The organism is Streptosporangium nanhuense (assembly GCF_059358815.1).
Genome location: NZ_JCADBG010000010.1, coordinates 225,107 through 242,528 on the forward strand (window position 1 = coordinate 225,107; position 17,422 = coordinate 242,528).

Here is a 17,422-nt window from a genome sequence, read left to right on the forward strand (position 1 = left end):
CGCAGAACGGAACAAGGAAAGAAAACAACACGGATGAATGAGGTCGAAAATGTCTCGGTGGATTACCTGGGCCGCGAAAGTCACCGCCACTGCCGCGCTCTTCACGCTCCCGCTGGCCGTCGTTCAGGGCACGGTCTCCGCGGCGGCGTCAATCGCCCACACCACCGGCGACAGCACATGGACCTGATGATTCGGAGGGCATTACGGATAAAGTCGCCAACCGCTCGGTGATTAGCCGATAATCCTCGGAGCCGGTGTCGGCACAACAATCCAGAGCACGATTCAGCGCATCGAAGGCCGCGGGCTCGTCCCCCTTGAGGATAAACACCTCGCCCAGCGCGGACAGGGCCCTGAAACGCCACAACCGGGTGTCCATCTCAGTGGATATCTCCAGTGCCTCCCGCAGGTGGGCCACGGCCTCGTCGAACCGGCCGCACCGGGCGTGCAACTGGCCGAAGGCCAGGTGGATCCGCGCCTCCACGAACCTCTCCCGCACCCCCTGGGCGATGACGAGCGCCTCGTCCAGGCTCTCCACCGCGGCGTCCGTCAGGTTCTGGCGGATCTGGATCTCCCCCAGCCCGCACAGGATGTACGCCTGCCCGATACCGTCCTGCCTCTTCCTGACCAGGGCCAGCGCGGCCCGCACGGTCTCCTCGGCCTCCACGGTCCGGTCCTGGCGCAGCAGCGCCTCTCCCAGCCTGTTGAGGATCTGCGCCTGCCCCCGCTCGCTGCCCAGCGTGCGGAAGACCTCCAGCGCCTGCCTCAGCAGGGGCTCGGCGAGCTCCAGCCTCCCCCGGTCCACATGGACCTGGGCGATGCCCCCGAGCACGTGGGCCTCGGCGAAGTGGTCGCCGACCTCGGCGAAGACCCTCTTCGCCGTGAGGAACCCGTCGAGCGCCATGTCGAAACGGCCCGCGAGCCGGTCGAGCAGCGAGGTGTTGCGCAGCGCCAGCGCCATCCCGTAGCGGTCGTCGAGCCTCTCGAACAGCTCGCGCGCCGCGCTCAGATACTCCCCCGCCGGCTCCGGCACCTGCTGGAAGAGATACATGCTTCCCATCGAGCACAGCACGGCCGCCTCACCGCGCGTGTCGCCCGCCTTGCGCGCGGCCTCCAGGGCCGTCTCGTGGGTGGTACGCCAGTCGTCGAAGTAGCTGCGGACCTCGAAGAGGGTCGTGGCGGTGACGGCGAGGTCCCAGCACAGCTCGGACGCGCCGAGGTGGGCGGCCTGGGAGATCGCGGCGACGAGGGCTCCGCGCTCGGCGTCCAGCCAGTCGAGGGGCCGTTCCAGCAACTCGTCCGGGTCGGCGGGCCGCCAGCGGGGCACCGCGCCGTGCAGCTGGGTGAAGGCGCCGCCGTACTCCCGCTGGTGGGCCTCCTCGGCCAGCGCGAGCCAGCAGCTCAGGGCGCGGGTGATCGCGGCGACGCGGTCCCCGGCCGCCTCCTCGGCGTGGGCGCACTCCCTGGCGTACAACCTGACCAGGTCGTGGAAGCGGTAGCGGATCTGGTCGGCGCCGTCGCGGCCCAGCACCTCGATCAGCTGGGCGTCCACCAGCTGGTCGATCAGGTCCTCGGCGTCGAGGTCGTCGATGCCGAGCAGCGCCGCCCCCGCCCAGGAGGCGAAGTCGGGCGCCTCCAGCAGCCCCAGCCTGCGGAACATCAGCGCCGCCTGCGGGCTCAGGTCGCGGTAGCTGAGGGCGAAGCTGGCCCGTACGGTCAGCTGGCCGTAGCTCAGCTCGTCCAGGCGGCGGCGCTCGTCGGCGAGGCGCTTGGCCAGGCGGGCGGGGGTCCAGTAGGAGCGGGCGGTGAGGCGGGCGCCCACGATCCGCAACGCCAGCGGCAGGCCGTCGCACAGCTCGCCCAGCCGGGCGGCGGCCTTGGGGTCCTCCTCCATCACCACGGAGTCGGCGACCCCGGCGAGCAGCGCGGCGGAGTCGGCCGAGCCCAGCACCTCCAGATGGATCACGCTGGCCCCCTCCCTGGGGGCGAGGTCTCCCAGCGGGTCCCGGCTGGTCACGATCACGCAGCAGGTGCCCGAGCCGGGCAGCAGCGGCCTGACCTGGTCGATGACGCGGGCGTTGTCGAGCACCAGCAGCACCTGGCGCTTGCCGATGACGGTGCGCAGCAGGCCCGCGCGCTCGTCCAGGTCCTCGGGGATGCGCTCGCCGCCGATGCCGAAGGCCCGCAGGAAGCGGTCCATGACCGCGCCGGGCGTCAGCGGCTGGGCGTTGAGGTCGTAGCCGCGCAGGTTCACGAAGAGCTGGCCGTCGGGGAAGCGGGAGGCGACCCGGTGCGCCCAGTGCACGGCCAGCCCCGACTTGCCGACCCCGCCCACCCCGGTGATGAGCGCGATGGTGAGCAGCCCCTGCCCGAGCCGCTTGTCCAGCAGGGCGTCCAGCTCGGCGATCTCGCCGGCCCTGCCGACGAAGTGCGGCACGTCCGCGGGCAGCTGCGCGGGCACCACCCCGTGCTCGACCTGGCCCGGCTGGCCCGCCTGGGCCGCCGTGGGCTCGGCGGGAGCGGGGTCGGGGGCGGGAGCTGTGACGGGTTCCGGTTCCGAAGCGGCCTCGGGGACGGACGCGGCCGGGCGGGCGGGCGGCGGCGCGGGCGCCGGGGTCAGCTCAGGGTCGTCGCGGAGGATGGCGTCGTGCAGGGCCTGCAGCTCGGTGCCCGGTTCGATGCCGAGCTCCTCGACCAGCTGCATCCGCCCGATCCGGTACGTGTCGAGCGCCTCCGCCCGGCGCCCGCACCGGTACCTGGCCAGCATCAGCTGGGCGCGCAGCCGCTCGCGCAGCGGGTTGGCGTCGACGAAGACGGCGAGGTCGTCGATGAGTTCCCGGTGCCTGCCCAGGGCCAGCTCCAGCTGGACGCGCTCCTCGGTGAGGGTCAGCTGGCGGTCGTCCAGCCTTCGCGCCTCGGACTCGACGAACACGCTCTCGATGCCCGCCAGGACCGGGCCGCGCCACAGGCCGCACGCCTCGGCGAACAGCCGGGCGGCTCCGGCGGGGTCGCCCGCGCTCTCCGCGGACCGCGCCTGGGAGGCGAGGCGCTCGGCGAGCAGGACGTCGACCTGCGACGGGTCGGCCTGCAGGACGTACCCGGGAGAGGAGGTGCCGAGCAGGTTCGCCGGCGCCCCCGCCTCCAGGAAGGCGCGACGGAGCCCGGAGACGCAGATGACCACCTGGCTCCGGGCGGTGGGGGGCGGGCGTTCGCCCCAGATCGCCGTGGCGAGCAGGTCGACGGGGACGACCCGGCCCGCGCGCAGGATGAGCGTGGCGAGAATGATGCGCTGGCGTGACCCGCCGATCGAGACCCGTTGCTCACCTACCAGGACTTCAAGTGGACCGAGAACTCGAAACGACAGAGCAGTGTCCATGCGCCACCATCGGGAAGTGTTCGACTGCCCCTTACGCAGGGTGAATCATTTACTCACGAAAAACCCCATTCCAACAGCATTTGTCATTGCATGTCCAGTCTTTGTCGGGTGAGCGCTCCCGCATACGGCCCCACTTGCGGGATTGTTCGAGTTTCCGGCGACCGGACGTCCGTATTCGCGCCGACCGGTGCGGCCGGAATCGCACAAGAAGGCGGGCCGCTTCAGATGCCGTCGTCTTCAGACGCCGTCGTCACCGGCGCGATTGCCACCGGCCCTGTCGTCACCCACCGGCGCGGACCCGGCACCGGCGGTGGAGCCGGCACGGGCGGTGGCGCTCGCCGGTACGGGCACGCCGTCCGCGGGCCGGGCGCCGGTCCCGCCGGTCCCCCCGGTCCCCCCGGTCCCGCCGGCCCCGCTGCCGCCCCTGATCAGCCTGGCGGTGCGCAGCCCCAGCCAGAGCAGCAGGGCCACCACGGCGACCAGCAGGTACTCGATGGCGGGGATGCGGACGATCTCGTCGATCCTGCCGGGACCACGCACGCCGTACACCACCAGGACGGCACCGGCGTAGAGGGCGGCGAGGACCCACCTGGTGGCGCGGGACAGCCCCAGGCCGTGCATCTGGGTGATCACGAAGATCCCGAGGAAACCGAACAGGAACATCGGCCACATGCCGCCGGGGCCGCTGTTCATCACCGCCACGAGGGTGCCGTGCACGGCGACGAGGAGTTCCAGCGTCGCGGTCCACCAGCGGTCGGTGTGCGCGCGGGTCATGAACAGGCTGCCCTGCAGCAGGAGCAGGAACATGTAGAAGAAGCCGATCAGGTGGCCGCTCGTGCTCTCCATGGGGTGGTACCAGAAGGTGAATATCGCCGCCCAGCTGAACAGGTAGCCGTGATATCTGCGGGCGAACCCCACCACCTCCGTGGAGATGGGGGCGGGCCGCCCGGCGAACAGGCCACGGCGGCCGTTCTCCATCAGCAGGACCACCACCAGCAGCAGGACCACCGACCCCTGCGAGCTGAAGATCGAGACGTCCTGCGCGAGCCCGTCGTAGAACAGGTGGGTCTGCAGGGTGTGCAGGACGATGAAGCCGAAGTTGACCGCCAGCGCCAGGACGTTCACCCGGTGCAGTCCTGCGGTGTAGCGGCGCACCCTCGTCTGGGCGTAGTAGATCAGCCCCCAGACGGCGAGCTGGTGGGCCGCGTAGCCGAGCCAGGCGGAGGCGCGGGTCCAGACGGTGGGCTCGGGCAGCTTCCAGTAGTACCAGGAGGCACCCTGGTCGGGCAGCAGCCGGATGCCCTGCAGCCGCTGGCCGAGCAGCCAGACCAACCCGGTGAGAACCGCGCTGGCCACGATCCCCAGCGCGAGGGTACGACCGGCACTCGGGCGGCGAATATCGTTCAGCACACTGAGCATTATGCATTTACTCAGCTTGCTGAACAAACAGGTGTTCCGGCCCGCCGGGAGAGGTCTAGGGCTCGCCCGCTCCCAGCCACGCGCTGATCCCGGCCAGCACGCCGGAGCCGTAATCGGAGGTGACGTCGCGGGCCAGGTCGGCCACCGAGACGGCCCGCAGGGCGTCCCGCCAGACCGCCTCGGCGGTGGCCATGGCGCGCCTGATGGCGCAGGGGGCGGTGCAGGACTCCGGCGAGGCGGCCATCGGGCCGCGCTGACGGATCTCGGTGCAGACGAAGGCCGGGCCGGGACCGTCGACGGCCTCGACGACGTCGAGCACGGTGATCAGCTCCGGAGAGCGGGTGAGGACGTAGCCGCCCGCCTTGCCCTGGACCGACTGGACGAGCCCGGCGCGCGAGAGGGCCTGGAGCTGTTTGGCCAGGTAGCTGGGCGAGACGTCGTGCAGCTGCGCCAGCCTCGCGGCCGGCGCCGGCTCCTTCACCGAGGTCAGCACGACACAGCAGTGCAGAGCCCACTCGACCCCACCGGACATCTTCACCTCTTCACCCTAACCTCCTCCCGTTTACTCGGATAAAAAATGTCCGTGTAGCATCCCGGATAGCAAATGTCCGAGTTAGCGGGCATGGCTCATCAAGGGAAGCAGGACGTGTCATGAAGTTCGCAGTCATCGGCGGAACCGGGCTGATCGGATCCAAGGTCGTGAAGATCCTGAACGAGGCCGGGCACGAGGCGGTGCCGCACTCGCTGTCCACCGGGGTCGACGTGCTCACCGGCCAGGGGGTGGACGCGGCACTGGCCGGCGCCGACGTGGTCGTCAACCTGACCAACTCCCCGACCTTCGACGAGGCCTCCCCCGCGTTCTTCCAGACCTCGATGGACACCCTGCTGGCCGCGGCCGGGCGGGCGGGCGCCGGGCACTTCGTCATCCTGTCCATCATCGGCGTCGACCAGGTCCCCACCGACTACTACCGCGCCAAGACCCTCCAGGAGGACCTGCTCAAGGCCGGTCCCATCCCCTACTCCATCGTGCGCGCCGCACAGTTCATGGAGTTCGTCGACGCCATCCTGTCCTGGACCGCCGACGAGGAGACCATCCGCCTGCCCCGCACCCCCCTCCAGCCGGTCGCCGCGGCGGACGTCGCCGCCACCGTCGCCGACGTCGCGGCCGGGGCGCCCCTGAACGGCGTCCTCGACCTGGCCGGCCCCGACGTGTACCCGCTGGACGAGCTGGGCCGGATCACCCTCGCCGCCAAGGACGACAAGCGCTCGGTGACCACCGACGACAACGGCGGCATGTTCGCCGTCGTCCCCGGCGACGTCCTCACCGCCAAGGACGGCGCCCGCATCGCCCCCACCCACTACGCCGACTGGCTGAAGTAGGCCGCGCGCCGCGTACGCGACGCTCGACGAGAACCGGCGAGGACCGGCAAGGACCGGCGAGGACCGGCGAGGACCGGCGAGGACCGGCGAGGACCGGCGAGGAGCCGCGCGGGAGCGGCCCCCGCACGGCGGGCGCCTGGAACGCGCCATCCCGCGTGCGGCCTCAGGCGAGTTCCAGGCCGCCGTCGACGGTGAGGACCTGGCCGGTGATCCAGGTGGCCGCGGGGTCGGCCAGGTGCACGATCCAGGCGGCCACCTCCTCGGGGGTCCCACGGCGGCCGAGCGGGATGCTCGCGGCCTCGTCCCGCTTGATCTGCTCGACCGCCACCTCGGACAACCCGGCGGCGGCCAGGGCCTCGCTCTCCGTGGGGCCGGGGGCCAGCGCGTTGACCCGGACGCCGTCGGCGGCCAGCTCCAGCGCCCAGCTGCGGGTCAGCTGCTCCAGGGCCGCCTTGGACGCGGCGTAGTGGGCCGCGCCGGGCAGCGGCCGGTGGCCGTAGGTGGAGGAGACGTTGACGATCGCGCCGCGACCGGCGCGAAGGTGCGGCAGCGCGGCGTGGGCGAGCACGCTGGGCGCGGTGACGTTGAGGGCGAACAGGTCGTTGACACGCTGGGCGTCGGTGTCGGCGAGCGGCATCATCGCGGTGGCCCCGGCGTTGTTCACCAGGACGTCCAGACGCCCCCACCGCTCGATCACCTCGTCGACGATCGTTCGAGCGGCCCCGTCTGCGCGGATGTCGACGGCCAGGAAGGCGATGCCGGGGTGCTGCTCCGCCGTGGCCCGCAGGGGTTCCTCGCGGCGCCCCACTCCGAGGACGTGCGCTCCGGCGCGGGCGAAGGCGAGCGCGGTGGCGCGGCCGATCCCGGATCCGGCGCCGGTCACGATCACGGCACCGCCTCGCATCCGGCCGGTGAGCTGGTCTGTCACGAAGTCCCCCAATGTTCGATGTTTATGAAACATCGAACAACGTATAACATCGCAGGATGAGACAGGCACACCACCCCGAGACGGGCGAGATCGCGCTGACCAGGGTGATGGCCGCCCTCAGCGACCCGATCCGGGTCGGGCTGGTGCGCGTGCTGGCCGACGGGCGCGAGCGCGGCTGGGGAGAGCTGCGGGCACCGGTGGCCAAGTCGACGCTCAGCCACCACCTGCGAGTCCTGCGCGACGCCGGGCTGACCCGCACCCGCCAGGAGGGCACCCGCTGCTACGTGGTCCTGCGCCGGGAGGATCTGCAGGCCCGCTTCCCCGAGCTGCTGCCGACGGTGCTGGCCGCGGCCGAGACCGACGACGTCGGCCGGCACGTCACCGTGCAGAGAGACCCCGACGCCGCCTGAACGAGCGGGTTCGGCGGCGACGGGCACCGAAGATCACCCGGCCGGACGGCTCCGGCCCCGGACGGACGCCGGGCCGGGCCACCGCGCCCGCCCACGGCCTTCCGTCACCCCCGGCCCCCGGAGCCTGTCGGCGACGACCCACCCTCTCCGTATCGAACATGTGATCTAAAACTTCTGGAAACATGATCTCTCCCAAAGTTACGATCTTGCTGTTCGCCGGCCGGGTCGATCGGCCGGCTCTCCACGCCCACAGGGCGTGGAGAGGCCCGTGACTGGATGGGAGATCAAGCTTGAGACGTGCACTGATCGCGTTGGGTACCGGTCTGATCGTGTTGTGCTCCACCGTCGTCGCCGGGCCGGCACAGGCCGCGAGTCCGGTGATGGTCCCGCTGGCCACCACCGCGACGGCGGCCCAGCAGGTCGCGGGTTTCTGGCTCGCCGACGAGGGCGCCAACCTGAGGAACGCCACGCCGTACGCCGTGCGGACGGTGGTCGGCGGGGAGCGCCTGACCACGGACATCGTCCCGGCCGGTCCCCAGTACTCCATACCGCCGATGGAGTGGCCGGCCTCGCCTGAAGGGGACACACCCACGACCTGGGGCAAGGTGTTCTTCGTCGGCAGCGACCTCCAGCCGCACTGGTGCACCGGCACGGTCGTGCACTCGAAGTACCGGAACGTCGTCGCGACGGCGGGTCACTGCCTTCTCGACGTCGAGGCCCCGGCCGGTCCGCTCGACAAGTGGGTCTTCGTCCCCGCCTACTCCGAGGGCACGGCCCCGTTCGGGCTGTATGTCGGGAAGGCTAGCTTCGTGCACCGCGACTTCGACGACATCCGGGACTACGACCGCGACATCGCCTTCGTCAACGTGTACCGCGGTGTCACCTCCTCCTCCCCTGGCGTGCTGGCCGACACCGGAAGGCTGGCCGAGAACGTCGGCGCCCAGGGGATCGTGTTCAACCAGCCGCTCGCGCCCACGGTCGACGTCTTCGGCTACCCGGCCGGCCCCAACCCCGACGGCGGCGCGCCCTACACGGGCCAGACCCTCGAACACTCGACCGGGCCGACGTTCACGATGAACGTCACCGGTCTCCCCATGGACCGGCCCGTCGGCGCGGACTCCCCCTTCACCGGTGAGGGCTCTCTGGGCTCCTCGTGGCTGACCGGCTACACGAGCGACAGCGGTACCGGCTATCTCAACGGCCTCACGATCGGCGTCTCCGACACCGACGGCGACAACCGGTACGACACCGGAGTCTCACCGTACTTCGACACCGAGTTGTGCCTGGTCTACCAGAAAGCCGTCAACCTCTGGACCGGCGTGGTCGTCCTCTAGACAACCTCATGCCCGCCGCGTCCGCCCGGAGGGGCGGGCGCGGTGTCATGGTCGGGGGTGTCGCGGCACTCCGGGCCATGACACCGCGCCCGGACCGGCATCAGCGGTTCCCCCGGTGGCGCGGGGGCCCACGGCTCTCGCGTCTGTGACAATTGGCGGGTGGCCAAGGAAGATGAGCAGCGAGCCGCTCCGGATCCGCAGGCGATGCGCGCGGACATCCGCTCGTGGCCCACGGGCCGCCTGCTGTCGGTGGCCGCCCGGATGGTCGAGGGCCGCTTCCACGACTTCCTCGCCGCGCACGACCTCACCCACGCGGGCATGATCGCCCTGCACCACGTCGTCGACGGCCGGCTGTCGCAGCGGGAGCTCGCGACGCTGTGCCGGGTGACCGACCAGACGATGAGCCGGACGATCGAGGGCCTGCGCCGGGCCGGTTACGTGGTGCGCGGGACCGACGAGCGCGACCGGAGGCGCACGCTCGTCGAGATCACCCCCGCGGGGCGGGAGGTGCTGGAGACCGCGCGCCGCGAGGAGCGCGACTCCGACGTCCTGCTGGGCGCGGTCGACGAGTACGACCACTTCCGCGAGCAACTGATCAAGTTGATCACGATCGTGTGAGGCACCCGCCGACCGCCGGGCACTACCTGGTGATGGTGAAGGTGTCCACGTCGAACAGCGAGCCGGAGCCGCCGCTGAAGGTGAGGAAGATCGGCCCCGAACCCGTCGCGGTGAGGGTGGTGGAGACGGTCCTGAAGGTGTCCCAGCTGCCGGTATTGGTCACGGTCACCGTGCCGAGCACCGTCCCGGTCTGCGAACCGGCGCGGACCCGGATGGTGCCGCCGGCACCCGCCGAGGAGACGCGGGCGCTGAAGGTCTTCGCCCCGGAGGCGTTCACCGACGAGTAACCGGCCCAGTCGCCGTTGTCGATGTAGCCCACCGTCTTGCCGCCGCTGGCCGGGCCGTGGTTCGCCTGCTGCACGCCGAAGTTGGAGGTGTAGGCCTCGCCCTCGACCGTGGTGGAGCCGCCGGTCCTCGGGCTGCAGTCGGCCGCGACCTGTCCGGCCGCGTACCTGATGCCGCCGAGCAGCAGGCTGCGGAAGGCCGTCTCGGCGTAGGACTGGATGGTGTGGCCCAGGCCCGTGTAGAAGGAGCGGCCCGACCCCTGCGGGTGGCACCAGGTGATGGGGTGGTCACCGTTCATGGTGCCGCCGCTGTAGCTGCCCTCGTCGAGGGACTGCAGGACGCGCGCGGTGGAGCGGGGGTTGGTGCCGTAGTTGTACCACTCGTCGCTGCGGCTCCAGGTGGCGCCGAGGTGGGAGGTGGCCGGGTGGGTGTTGTCCTCGGTCCTCACGGTGGCCTGCTGGATCGCGGGGTGACCGTTGAACCAGGCGCCGACGAGCTGGCCGTAGTAGGCCCAGCCGTACTCGGTGTCGGCCGCCGCGTGGATGCCGAGGTAGCCGCCGCCGCCGTTGACGTAGTTCTGGAACGCGGTCTGCTGGGTGTCGTTGAGCACGTCACCGGTGGTGCTGAGGAAGATCACGGCCTCGTACGTGGCCAGGTTGGACGCGTTGAAGGCGTTCGCGTCCTCGGTCGCGGTGACGCTGAAGCCGTTGGCGGTGCCCAGGTCCCTGATGGTCTGGATGCCGGTCGGGATGGAGTCGTGGCGGAATCCGGCCGTCTTGGAGAAGACCAGTACCTCGAACGGGGCCGCGGCGGCCTGGGCCGCTGCCGGGACGAGCACGGTCGCGGCCGCCATGGTGGCCGCCGCGACTGTCGCCAGCCCGCGTGCGATGAGACTGCGCATCGCTGTCCTTTCGTATACGGAAAGTCTTGTGCGGAAAATCGTGCGTGTGAGACGTCGTACGCGGAGATGTCGTGTGCGGACGGATCCCCGGCGTGGCGGGAGGGCGCCGCGCCGGGGATCCGTCGCTACTTGGTGATGGTGAGGGTGTCGACGTCCAGCAGCGCGCCGGAGCCGCCGGTGAAGGTGAGGAAGATCGATCCCGAGCCCGTCCCGGTGAGGTTGGCGGAGACGTTCTGGAAGGTGTCCCAGCTGCCGGTGTTGGGCACGGCCACCGAGCCGAGCACCGTCCCGGTCTGCGAGCCCGCGCGGATCTGGATGGTGCCGCCGGGACCGCCCGAGGAGACGCGCGCGCTGAAGGTCTTCGCCCCCGACGCGGTCAGAGTGGAATACCCGGCCCAGTCGCCGTTGTCGATGTAGCCCATGGTGGTACCGCCGCTGGCCCCGGCGTGGGCGGCCGGCTGCACGCCGGAGTTGGAGGTGTAGGCCTCCCCCTCGACCGTCGTGCTTGTGCCGCTCCCGCTGGTGTTCAGGGTGAAGGCGTCCAGGTCGAAGAGGTTGCCCTGACCCGTGACCCCCTTGAACACCAGGAACAGCGTGGTGGTGCCCGAGGGCGCGTTGCTCAGGTTGGCCGAGACGTTCTGGAAGTTCTCCCAGCCGCCGGTGACCGGCACGGTGACCGTGCCCAGGAGCGTGCCGGTGGCCGACCCCGCCCTCACCTCCAGCGTTCCGCCGACACCGCCGGAGGAGACGCGGGCGGTGATGGAGGTGGCGTTGCCGAGCGCGTAAGGCGTGAAGGAGATCCAGTCGCCGTTGTCGATGAACCCGGCCGTCTTGGCGCCCTCGGCGGGACCGTGCTCGGCGATCTGGACGCCGGACTGGGCGCCGAAGTGCTCGGCCTGGCGGTGGCGAGGCTGCAGGGTGCGGGTGTTCTGGCTGGTCAGGCCACCCTTGTCGGTGTAGCTGGCGACGAAGACACCGTAGATGTTCGCGGCGCTGTCGTGCTCACCGTCGGTCGGGACCGTGATGCTTCCCGAGCAGCCGTTCTTGCTGGTGATCTCGTGCGCGTGGCTGTCGTGGCCGAGGAGGTAGGTGACCTTGACCTTGGTGCAGTCGATGGTCCCGTCCTCGGGGTCGCTCACGTTGACCTGGTAGGGCACCGTGTCGCCGAAGGAGAACAGCTGCCCGTTGACGGGCTGGGCGAAGTTCACCGTGGGCGCTGTGTTGCCGACCGTGACGGTCACGTTGGCGGTGCCGGTCAGCCCGGCGGAGTCCCTGACGGTCAGCGTGGCGGTGTAGGTGCCGTTGGCCGTGTAGGTGTAGGTGGGGTTGGCCGCGGTGGAGGTCGCGCCGTTGCCGAAGTTCCAGGAGTAGGTCAGCGCGCCGCCCTCGGGGTCGGAGCTGCCGGCCGAGGAGAAGGTGACGGCCAGCGGGGCGGGCCCGGAGGTCTTGTTCGCGGCGGCCTTGGCGATCGGGTTGCGGTTGGTCCCGGCGATGTACTCGACCCGGTAGAGGGCCTGGTTGCCGGAGCCGGTGCCGTAGTCGAGCACGTACAGGGCGCCGTCGGGGCCGAAGGTCAGGTCCATGACCTGGGTGCCGGTCCACGGGAAGGCCTCGATCACGCCGGGCGCGCCGGAGGAGGTGACCTCGATGGCCTTGATCCAGCGGCGGCCGTACTCGGCGGCGAAGTAGCGGCCGTTGAGCGAGGCGGGGAACTTGATGGACGAGTTCAGGTTCGCGTCGTAGCGGTAGACCGGGCCGCCCATCGGCGACTCGGAGCCGCCGCCGAACTCCGGCGGGGAACCGGCCTCGCCGCCGTAGCGGATCCAGCTCGGCTTGGCCGCGGGCAGCGTGGTCAGGCCCGTGTTGCGGAACGAGTTGTTCGTCGGGCCGCCGGCGCAGTTGTACTTCGCCGAGGACGGGCCGGACGGGAACGTGTACTCGTTGTAGGTCTCGGCCGTGGTGTTGGTGCCGGTGCAGTACGGCCAGCCGTAGTTGCCCGGGGCCGTGATGCGGTTGAACTCCACCTGGCCGCCGGGGCCGCGGTTGGAGTCGGCGCCGCCGGCGTCCGGGCCGTAGTCACCCAGGTAGACGATGCCGGTGGCCTTGTCGACCGACATCCGGAACGGGTTGCGGAAGCCCATCGCGTAGATCTCGGGACGGGTCTTGGCCGTGCCCGGGGCGAACATGTTCCCGCTGGGGATGGTGTAGGTGCCGTCGGCCTGCGGCTTGATGCGCAGCACCTTGCCGCGCAGGTCGTTGGTGTTGCCCGAGGAGCGCTGCGCGTCGAACTGCGGGTTGCGGTCGGTGCGCTCGTCGATGGGGGTGTAGGAGTTCGACTCGAACGGGTTGGTGTCGTCACCCGTGGTCAGGTAGAGGTTCCCGGCCGCGTCGAAGTCGATGTCACCGCCCACGTGGCAGCACTGGCCGCGGTCGTTGGCGACCTGCAGGACGACCTTCTCGCTGGAGACGTCGATCGTGTTGTCGGACTTGAGGGTGAAGCGGGACAGGTTCAGGTGTCCCTTCCACGCGTCGAAGGTCGACGAGCTGCCGCTGGTGGGCGCGTCACCGTCGGGGGTGGAGAGCCTCGGCGAGTAGTACACGTACACGTAGCGGTTGGTGGCGAAGTTCGGGTCGGCGGCGATGCCCTGCAGACCCTCCTCGTCGTGTGTGTAGACGTTCAGCTTGACGACGTTCGCGGTGTCTCCGGCGGCGGTCGTACGGCGGATCGTGCCGTCGCGCGCCGTGTGCAGGATCGACCTGTCGGGCAGCACCGTCAGCGACATGGCCTCGCCGAGCTCGCTCGGGCCGGTGGCCAGGGAGACCTGCTGGTAGTCGGAGGCCGGGATGTCGGCCATCGCGCGGGCCGCCGCGCCGGTGGCCGATCCGGCGGCCGCGGAGGCCGTCGATCCGGTGGCCGCGGAGGCTGCCGGGCCGGTGGCCACGGCGCCGGTGGTGATGAGCAGGGCTGCGGTCAGCAGCCTGGCCCACGGCCGAGGGCGTGGGGACATTGAGGGTCCTTTCCTGACTTGGGAGGATCAGTCAGGCAAGGCGCGCGCCGCCGCGCTTATGCCTCCGGAGGCGCTGTCACGCGCTACCGGATGATGCCGGGTTCGTTCGTGCGGTGGTGCGGATGGTGCGCGCGGTCCCGGAGGGTGCCGTCTCCGGGACAGACCGATGAAAGCCAACAGTCTGTTTTTTTCGCGACTCGATGTGCGAGTTACAGATTTTTAACACGCAGGCAACTTCGTGTAAACCCCCTGTCAGGGCTTCCCAGGTCAGTCCCCTGATGCGGGAGCGCCGCAGGCGCCGGGAGTTCCGCGCTCGCGTTCCCGGGGCCCGTGGGGCGGCGGCCGGAGCGACGGGCCGAGCGGCGAGTCAGGGACGAGGGGACGAGCGGAGGCAGAGGGGTGATCGTTCCACCTCGACGAGTGAAAACAGGCAAATGCTGGGTAGATCGGGCATGGTGACCGAAGACAACTGGTTTCTCGACCGCGAGGAGCGCGGCAACCCGGCGTCCCGGATCGACACCCGGCACGAAGACGGGACCGCCTGGTCGCACGGCAACACCGTGCGACCCATCCCGCACGGCGCGCCCTACTTCACCGAGCTGCTCGCCCGCGTCCGCGAGCTGCGCTCGGGGGACCTGCTGATGTTCACCGACTGGCGCGGCGACCCCGGGGAGAGGCTGGACGGCCCCGGTACGGAGGTCGCCGACGTGTTCGCCGAGGCCGCCAGGCGCGGCGTCGTGGTCAAGGGTCTCCTGTGGCGCTCGCACTGGGACAAACTCTTCTTCAGCGCGGAGGAGAACCGCCACCTCGGCGACGCCATCGAGGAGGCGGGCGGGGAGTGCCTGCGCGACATGCGCGTCCCCATGGGCGGCTCGCACCACCAGAAGCTCGTGGTGCTGCGCCACCGCGACGACCCCCGGCGCGACATCGCGTTCGTCGGCGGCATCGACCTGTGCTGGAGCCGCCGCGACGACTCCTCCCACGAGGGCGACGCGCAGGCCATGTCCATGGCCAAGGTGTACGGCAGCCGCCCGCCCTGGCACGACGTGCAGGCCGCGATCCAGGGACCGGCCGTCGGCGACGTCGAGACCGTCTTCAGGGAGCGCTGGGAGGACCCCCAGCCGCTGACCCGCAACCCCGTGCACCGCGTCGCCGACCTGGTCCGGCGCGAGGACACCCAGCCGGACCCGCTGCCCCCGCAGCCGCCAGACCCGCCGCCCTGCGGCCCGCACGCCGTACAGCTCCTGCGCACCTACGCCCACCGCAGGACCAGCTACTCCTTCGCGCCGCGCGGGGAGCGCAGCGTGGCCCGCGGCTACCTCAAGGCCCTGCGCCGCGCCCGCAGCCTGATCTACATCGAGGACCAGTACCTGTGGTCGCCCCAGGTCGCCGAGTCCTTCGCCGAGGCGCTGAAGGCCAACCCGGAGCTGAGGATGATCAGTGTCCTGCCGCTCCACCCCGACCAGGACGGCCTGATCGGCGGCGTCCCGCAGATCCTGGGCCGCAACCAGGCGCTGGACGTCCTGAAGCGCGCGGGCGGCGACCGCGTCGCGGTCTACGGGGTCGAGAACCGGGAGGGCACCCCGGTGTACGTCCACGCCAAGGTCTGCGTCATCGACGACGTGTGGTCGACCATCGGCTCCGACAACTTCAACCGGCGCTCCTGGACCTACGACTCCGAGCTGACCTGCGCGGTGCTCGACGAGACCCCCGACGGCCGCGAGCCCCTCGACCCCGGAGGGCTCGGCGACGGCGCCCGCCGCCTGCCCAGGGACCTGCGCCTCACCCTCGCCCGCGAGCACCTCGACCGGCACGACGGCTCCGACGCGGACCTGCTCGACCCCGCCTCCTTCTTCGACGCCTTCGCCTCCTCGGCGGCGGAACTGGAACGCTGGTACGCCGAGGGCCGCCGGGGCCCCCGCCCGCCCGGACGGCTCCGCACCTACGAGGTGTCGCGGATGTCCCCGTTGGCCACCGCCTGGGCCACCCCGTTCTACCGCTTCCTCTGCGACCCCGACGGCCGCCCCTGCGCCATGCGCCGCGCCGGAAGATACTGATCTCGTACGGCCCTCGGACGGCGGATTCACAGCCGGAGTCGTCTCCACCGGGCTCACGGAGGCACCGGCCCCGTACGGCCGGGATCACGGCCGGGGTCGCTCGCGCCCGGCTCGCACGACGGTGGGGCGGGCTCCGGCTCCTGCCTGCCGTCCCCGGGTCGGCGGCCCGTGGTCACCGCGCCCAGGACTGCCTGGGACCAGGGCCTAGGGCAGGCCGTTCCTGGTCTTGTAGTCGTTCCAGACCCTTACGCAGTAGGCGTAACGCCAGTCACCGGAGGGCAGGTGGCGGCAGGCGTAGGCGGCGCTGATGCCCGTGGCGCTCCCGGTGGCCGGTGGCCTGTTCCTGGAGGCCGAGGGCGTGCCCTTCCTCTCCGCCCGGGACCGCGCCCCTCCCTCCTGTGCTCCGGAACCCTGCGCCCCGGAACCCTGCGCCCCGGAACCCTGCGCCCCGGAGCCCTGCGTCCCGGAGCGGGACCGTCCCGACGTCCTGGCGCTCCCCCCACCTCGCCCGGCCCCGCCGGTCCCCCGCGCGTTCTCGTGTCCGGAGCCGTTCGCCCGCCCGGCACCGGTCTCCGGCGTGGCGGCTCCCGTGCGCGACCCGGTGCCCGCCGTCCCCCCGGCCCCGGCCTTCCCGGCACCGGCCCGGGTGGAGCCTCCGCCCTCGCGGTGCCGTCCGGACCGCTCGACCGGCTTCTTGACGGGTTCGGCGCGCTCCACCCGCTCGACCCACTCGTCCCGGATGTCTCCGGCGCCGGACAGGGCCCGTTCCGCCGGGAGCACCCGCACCGGATCACGCCCGGGGACCCTCCCCTTCCCGCCCTTCTCGTCCCCGGGCTTCCCCTTGCCCGCCGGGGTCTTCGCGTCCGCCCCGGCCACCACGGGGGCCCGCGAGGGTGCGATCACCATGTCGCGCCCCGCGAGGAGGCGTCCCCCCGGAGACGCGGGCGACGTGTCGGCGACGGGCACCCGATCCCACGGGGACCAGCCGGACGACCAGACGCCGACCCCCGCGGCGGCGAGGAAGCCCGCGATCAGGGCAGGCCTGACGAGCTGGTCGCGCGAGAGGCGCGACCACGGCCGCCGCCACGGACTGGGGGGCGGCGGCATGGAGAACGGCCTGCTGTCGAGGTAGGTCCAGGAGCGCCGGACCATCGGACGGGTGACCGCGCCGTCCATGTCATTCGCGTCGTCCGCGCCGTACGCGCCGTACGCGCCGACCGCGCCGTACGAGTCTTCCATGTCGACCGCGCCGTCCATGTCGTGCGCGTCGCCCGCTCCCTCGCCCCTCCGATGCCTCGCGGGCCCGCGAGGCGCCGGCACCCCCTCGCCCTCCCCCTCGCCCTCGCCGGGCACCGGGGGCAGCGCCGGCCTCGTGGGCGTCCGGGACTCCGGGGACGGTCCGGGTCGCGAAGGCTCCGGGCGCTCCGGGTGCCCTGGGTACTCCGGGTGCCCCGAAGACCCCGAGGGCTCGGGAAGGCGTACGGGTCGCGGTGGTCCGGCCGGCTCCGGAGGTGCGGCGGGGCCGGGGGATCCGGCGGGTCGCGGGAGCGGCGGGTCGCCGTACGGCATGCGCCCCCGGGGTCTCGCCTTGAGGCCGTGGCCGTGAGTCCGATCGTGCTCACCGTGCATCTCGCCTCCCGTGTCGCGTCTGGCCTCCCCACCCTGGCAAAATCACACACTGTATGCGGCCCATGACAGTACGGTCTTAC

The 17,422-nt window shown here is 71.4% G+C and carries 12 protein-coding genes; 5 read left to right on the forward strand and 7 right to left on the reverse strand.

Features of this window, described 5'->3' with window-relative positions; genetic code table 11:
• Positions 1-148 precede the first annotated feature (148 nt).
• The 3 genes from AC5L38_RS20910 to AC5L38_RS20920 form a co-directional block, all read right to left on the reverse strand.
• Positions 149-3,373 carry an AfsR/SARP family transcriptional regulator gene (locus AC5L38_RS20910; RefSeq protein ID WP_495244488.1) on the reverse strand — a complete coding sequence of 1,075 codons (3,225 nt, stop codon included), beginning with the start codon at positions 3,371-3,373 and terminating at the stop codon, positions 149-151.
• A gap of 237 nt (positions 3,374-3,610) precedes the next feature.
• On the reverse strand, positions 3,611-4,792 hold the full coding sequence (locus AC5L38_RS20915; protein WP_495244489.1) for a hypothetical protein: 1,182 nt from the start codon (positions 4,790-4,792) through the stop codon (positions 3,611-3,613).
• Between the two features lie 55 nt (positions 4,793-4,847).
• Positions 4,848-5,324, reverse strand: coding sequence for an RrF2 family transcriptional regulator (locus tag AC5L38_RS20920; RefSeq protein ID WP_495244568.1), 477 nt, complete (start codon positions 5,322-5,324; stop codon positions 4,848-4,850).
• Between the two features lie 119 nt (positions 5,325-5,443).
• On the opposite strand from AC5L38_RS20920, the gene AC5L38_RS20925 reads away from it, so the two are divergent.
• Positions 5,444-6,172 (forward strand): SDR family oxidoreductase, encoded by a 729-nt coding sequence (locus AC5L38_RS20925; RefSeq protein ID WP_495244490.1) that lies wholly within the window; start codon positions 5,444-5,446, stop codon positions 6,170-6,172.
• A gap of 163 nt (positions 6,173-6,335) precedes the next feature.
• Here AC5L38_RS20925 and AC5L38_RS20930 read toward each other — a convergent pair whose 3' ends face one another.
• Entirely contained in the window at positions 6,336-7,100 is a 765-nt protein-coding gene (locus AC5L38_RS20930) for an SDR family NAD(P)-dependent oxidoreductase (protein ID WP_495244491.1), read from the reverse strand.
• Positions 7,101-7,156: 56 nt separating this feature from the next.
• Here AC5L38_RS20930 and AC5L38_RS20935 point away from each other — a divergent pair, with 56 nt between their 5' ends.
• The 3 genes from AC5L38_RS20935 (at position 7,157) to AC5L38_RS20945 (ending at position 9,462) form a co-directional block, all read left to right on the forward strand.
• Positions 7,157-7,510, forward strand: a complete 354-nt coding sequence (locus tag AC5L38_RS20935) for an ArsR/SmtB family transcription factor (RefSeq protein ID WP_495244492.1) — start codon at positions 7,157-7,159, stop codon at positions 7,508-7,510.
• A 290-nt stretch (positions 7,511-7,800) separates the two neighbouring features.
• Positions 7,801-8,844: a trypsin-like serine peptidase gene (locus tag AC5L38_RS20940; protein ID WP_495244493.1), complete on the forward strand. Its 1,044-nt coding sequence runs from the start codon at positions 7,801-7,803 to the stop codon at positions 8,842-8,844.
• 159 nt (positions 8,845-9,003) lie between these two features.
• Entirely contained in the window at positions 9,004-9,462 is a 459-nt protein-coding gene (locus AC5L38_RS20945; RefSeq protein ID WP_495244494.1) for a MarR family winged helix-turn-helix transcriptional regulator, read from the forward strand.
• Positions 9,463-9,484: 22 nt separating this feature from the next.
• Here the strand turns inward: AC5L38_RS20945 and AC5L38_RS20950 are convergent, their stop codons facing one another.
• Together AC5L38_RS20950 and AC5L38_RS20955 are read right to left on the reverse strand one after the other, a co-directional pair.
• Entirely contained in the window at positions 9,485-10,648 is a 1,164-nt protein-coding gene (locus AC5L38_RS20950; protein ID WP_495244495.1) for a ThuA domain-containing protein, read from the reverse strand.
• Positions 10,649-10,773: 125 nt separating this feature from the next.
• Positions 10,774-13,656 (reverse strand): carbohydrate-binding protein, encoded by a 2,883-nt coding sequence (locus AC5L38_RS20955; protein ID WP_495244496.1) that lies wholly within the window; start codon positions 13,654-13,656, stop codon positions 10,774-10,776.
• A gap of 434 nt (positions 13,657-14,090) precedes the next feature.
• Between AC5L38_RS20955 and AC5L38_RS20960 the strand changes: the two genes are divergently transcribed.
• Positions 14,091-15,713, forward strand: a complete 1,623-nt coding sequence (locus AC5L38_RS20960) for a phospholipase D family protein (RefSeq protein WP_495244497.1) — start codon at positions 14,091-14,093, stop codon at positions 15,711-15,713.
• 204 nt (positions 15,714-15,917) lie between these two features.
• On the opposite strand, the gene AC5L38_RS20965 is transcribed toward AC5L38_RS20960, so the two are convergent.
• Complete coding sequence (locus AC5L38_RS20965) at positions 15,918-16,970, reverse strand: hypothetical protein (protein WP_495244498.1); 1,053 nt, start codon at positions 16,968-16,970, stop codon at positions 15,918-15,920.
• Positions 16,971-17,422 lie beyond the last annotated feature (452 nt).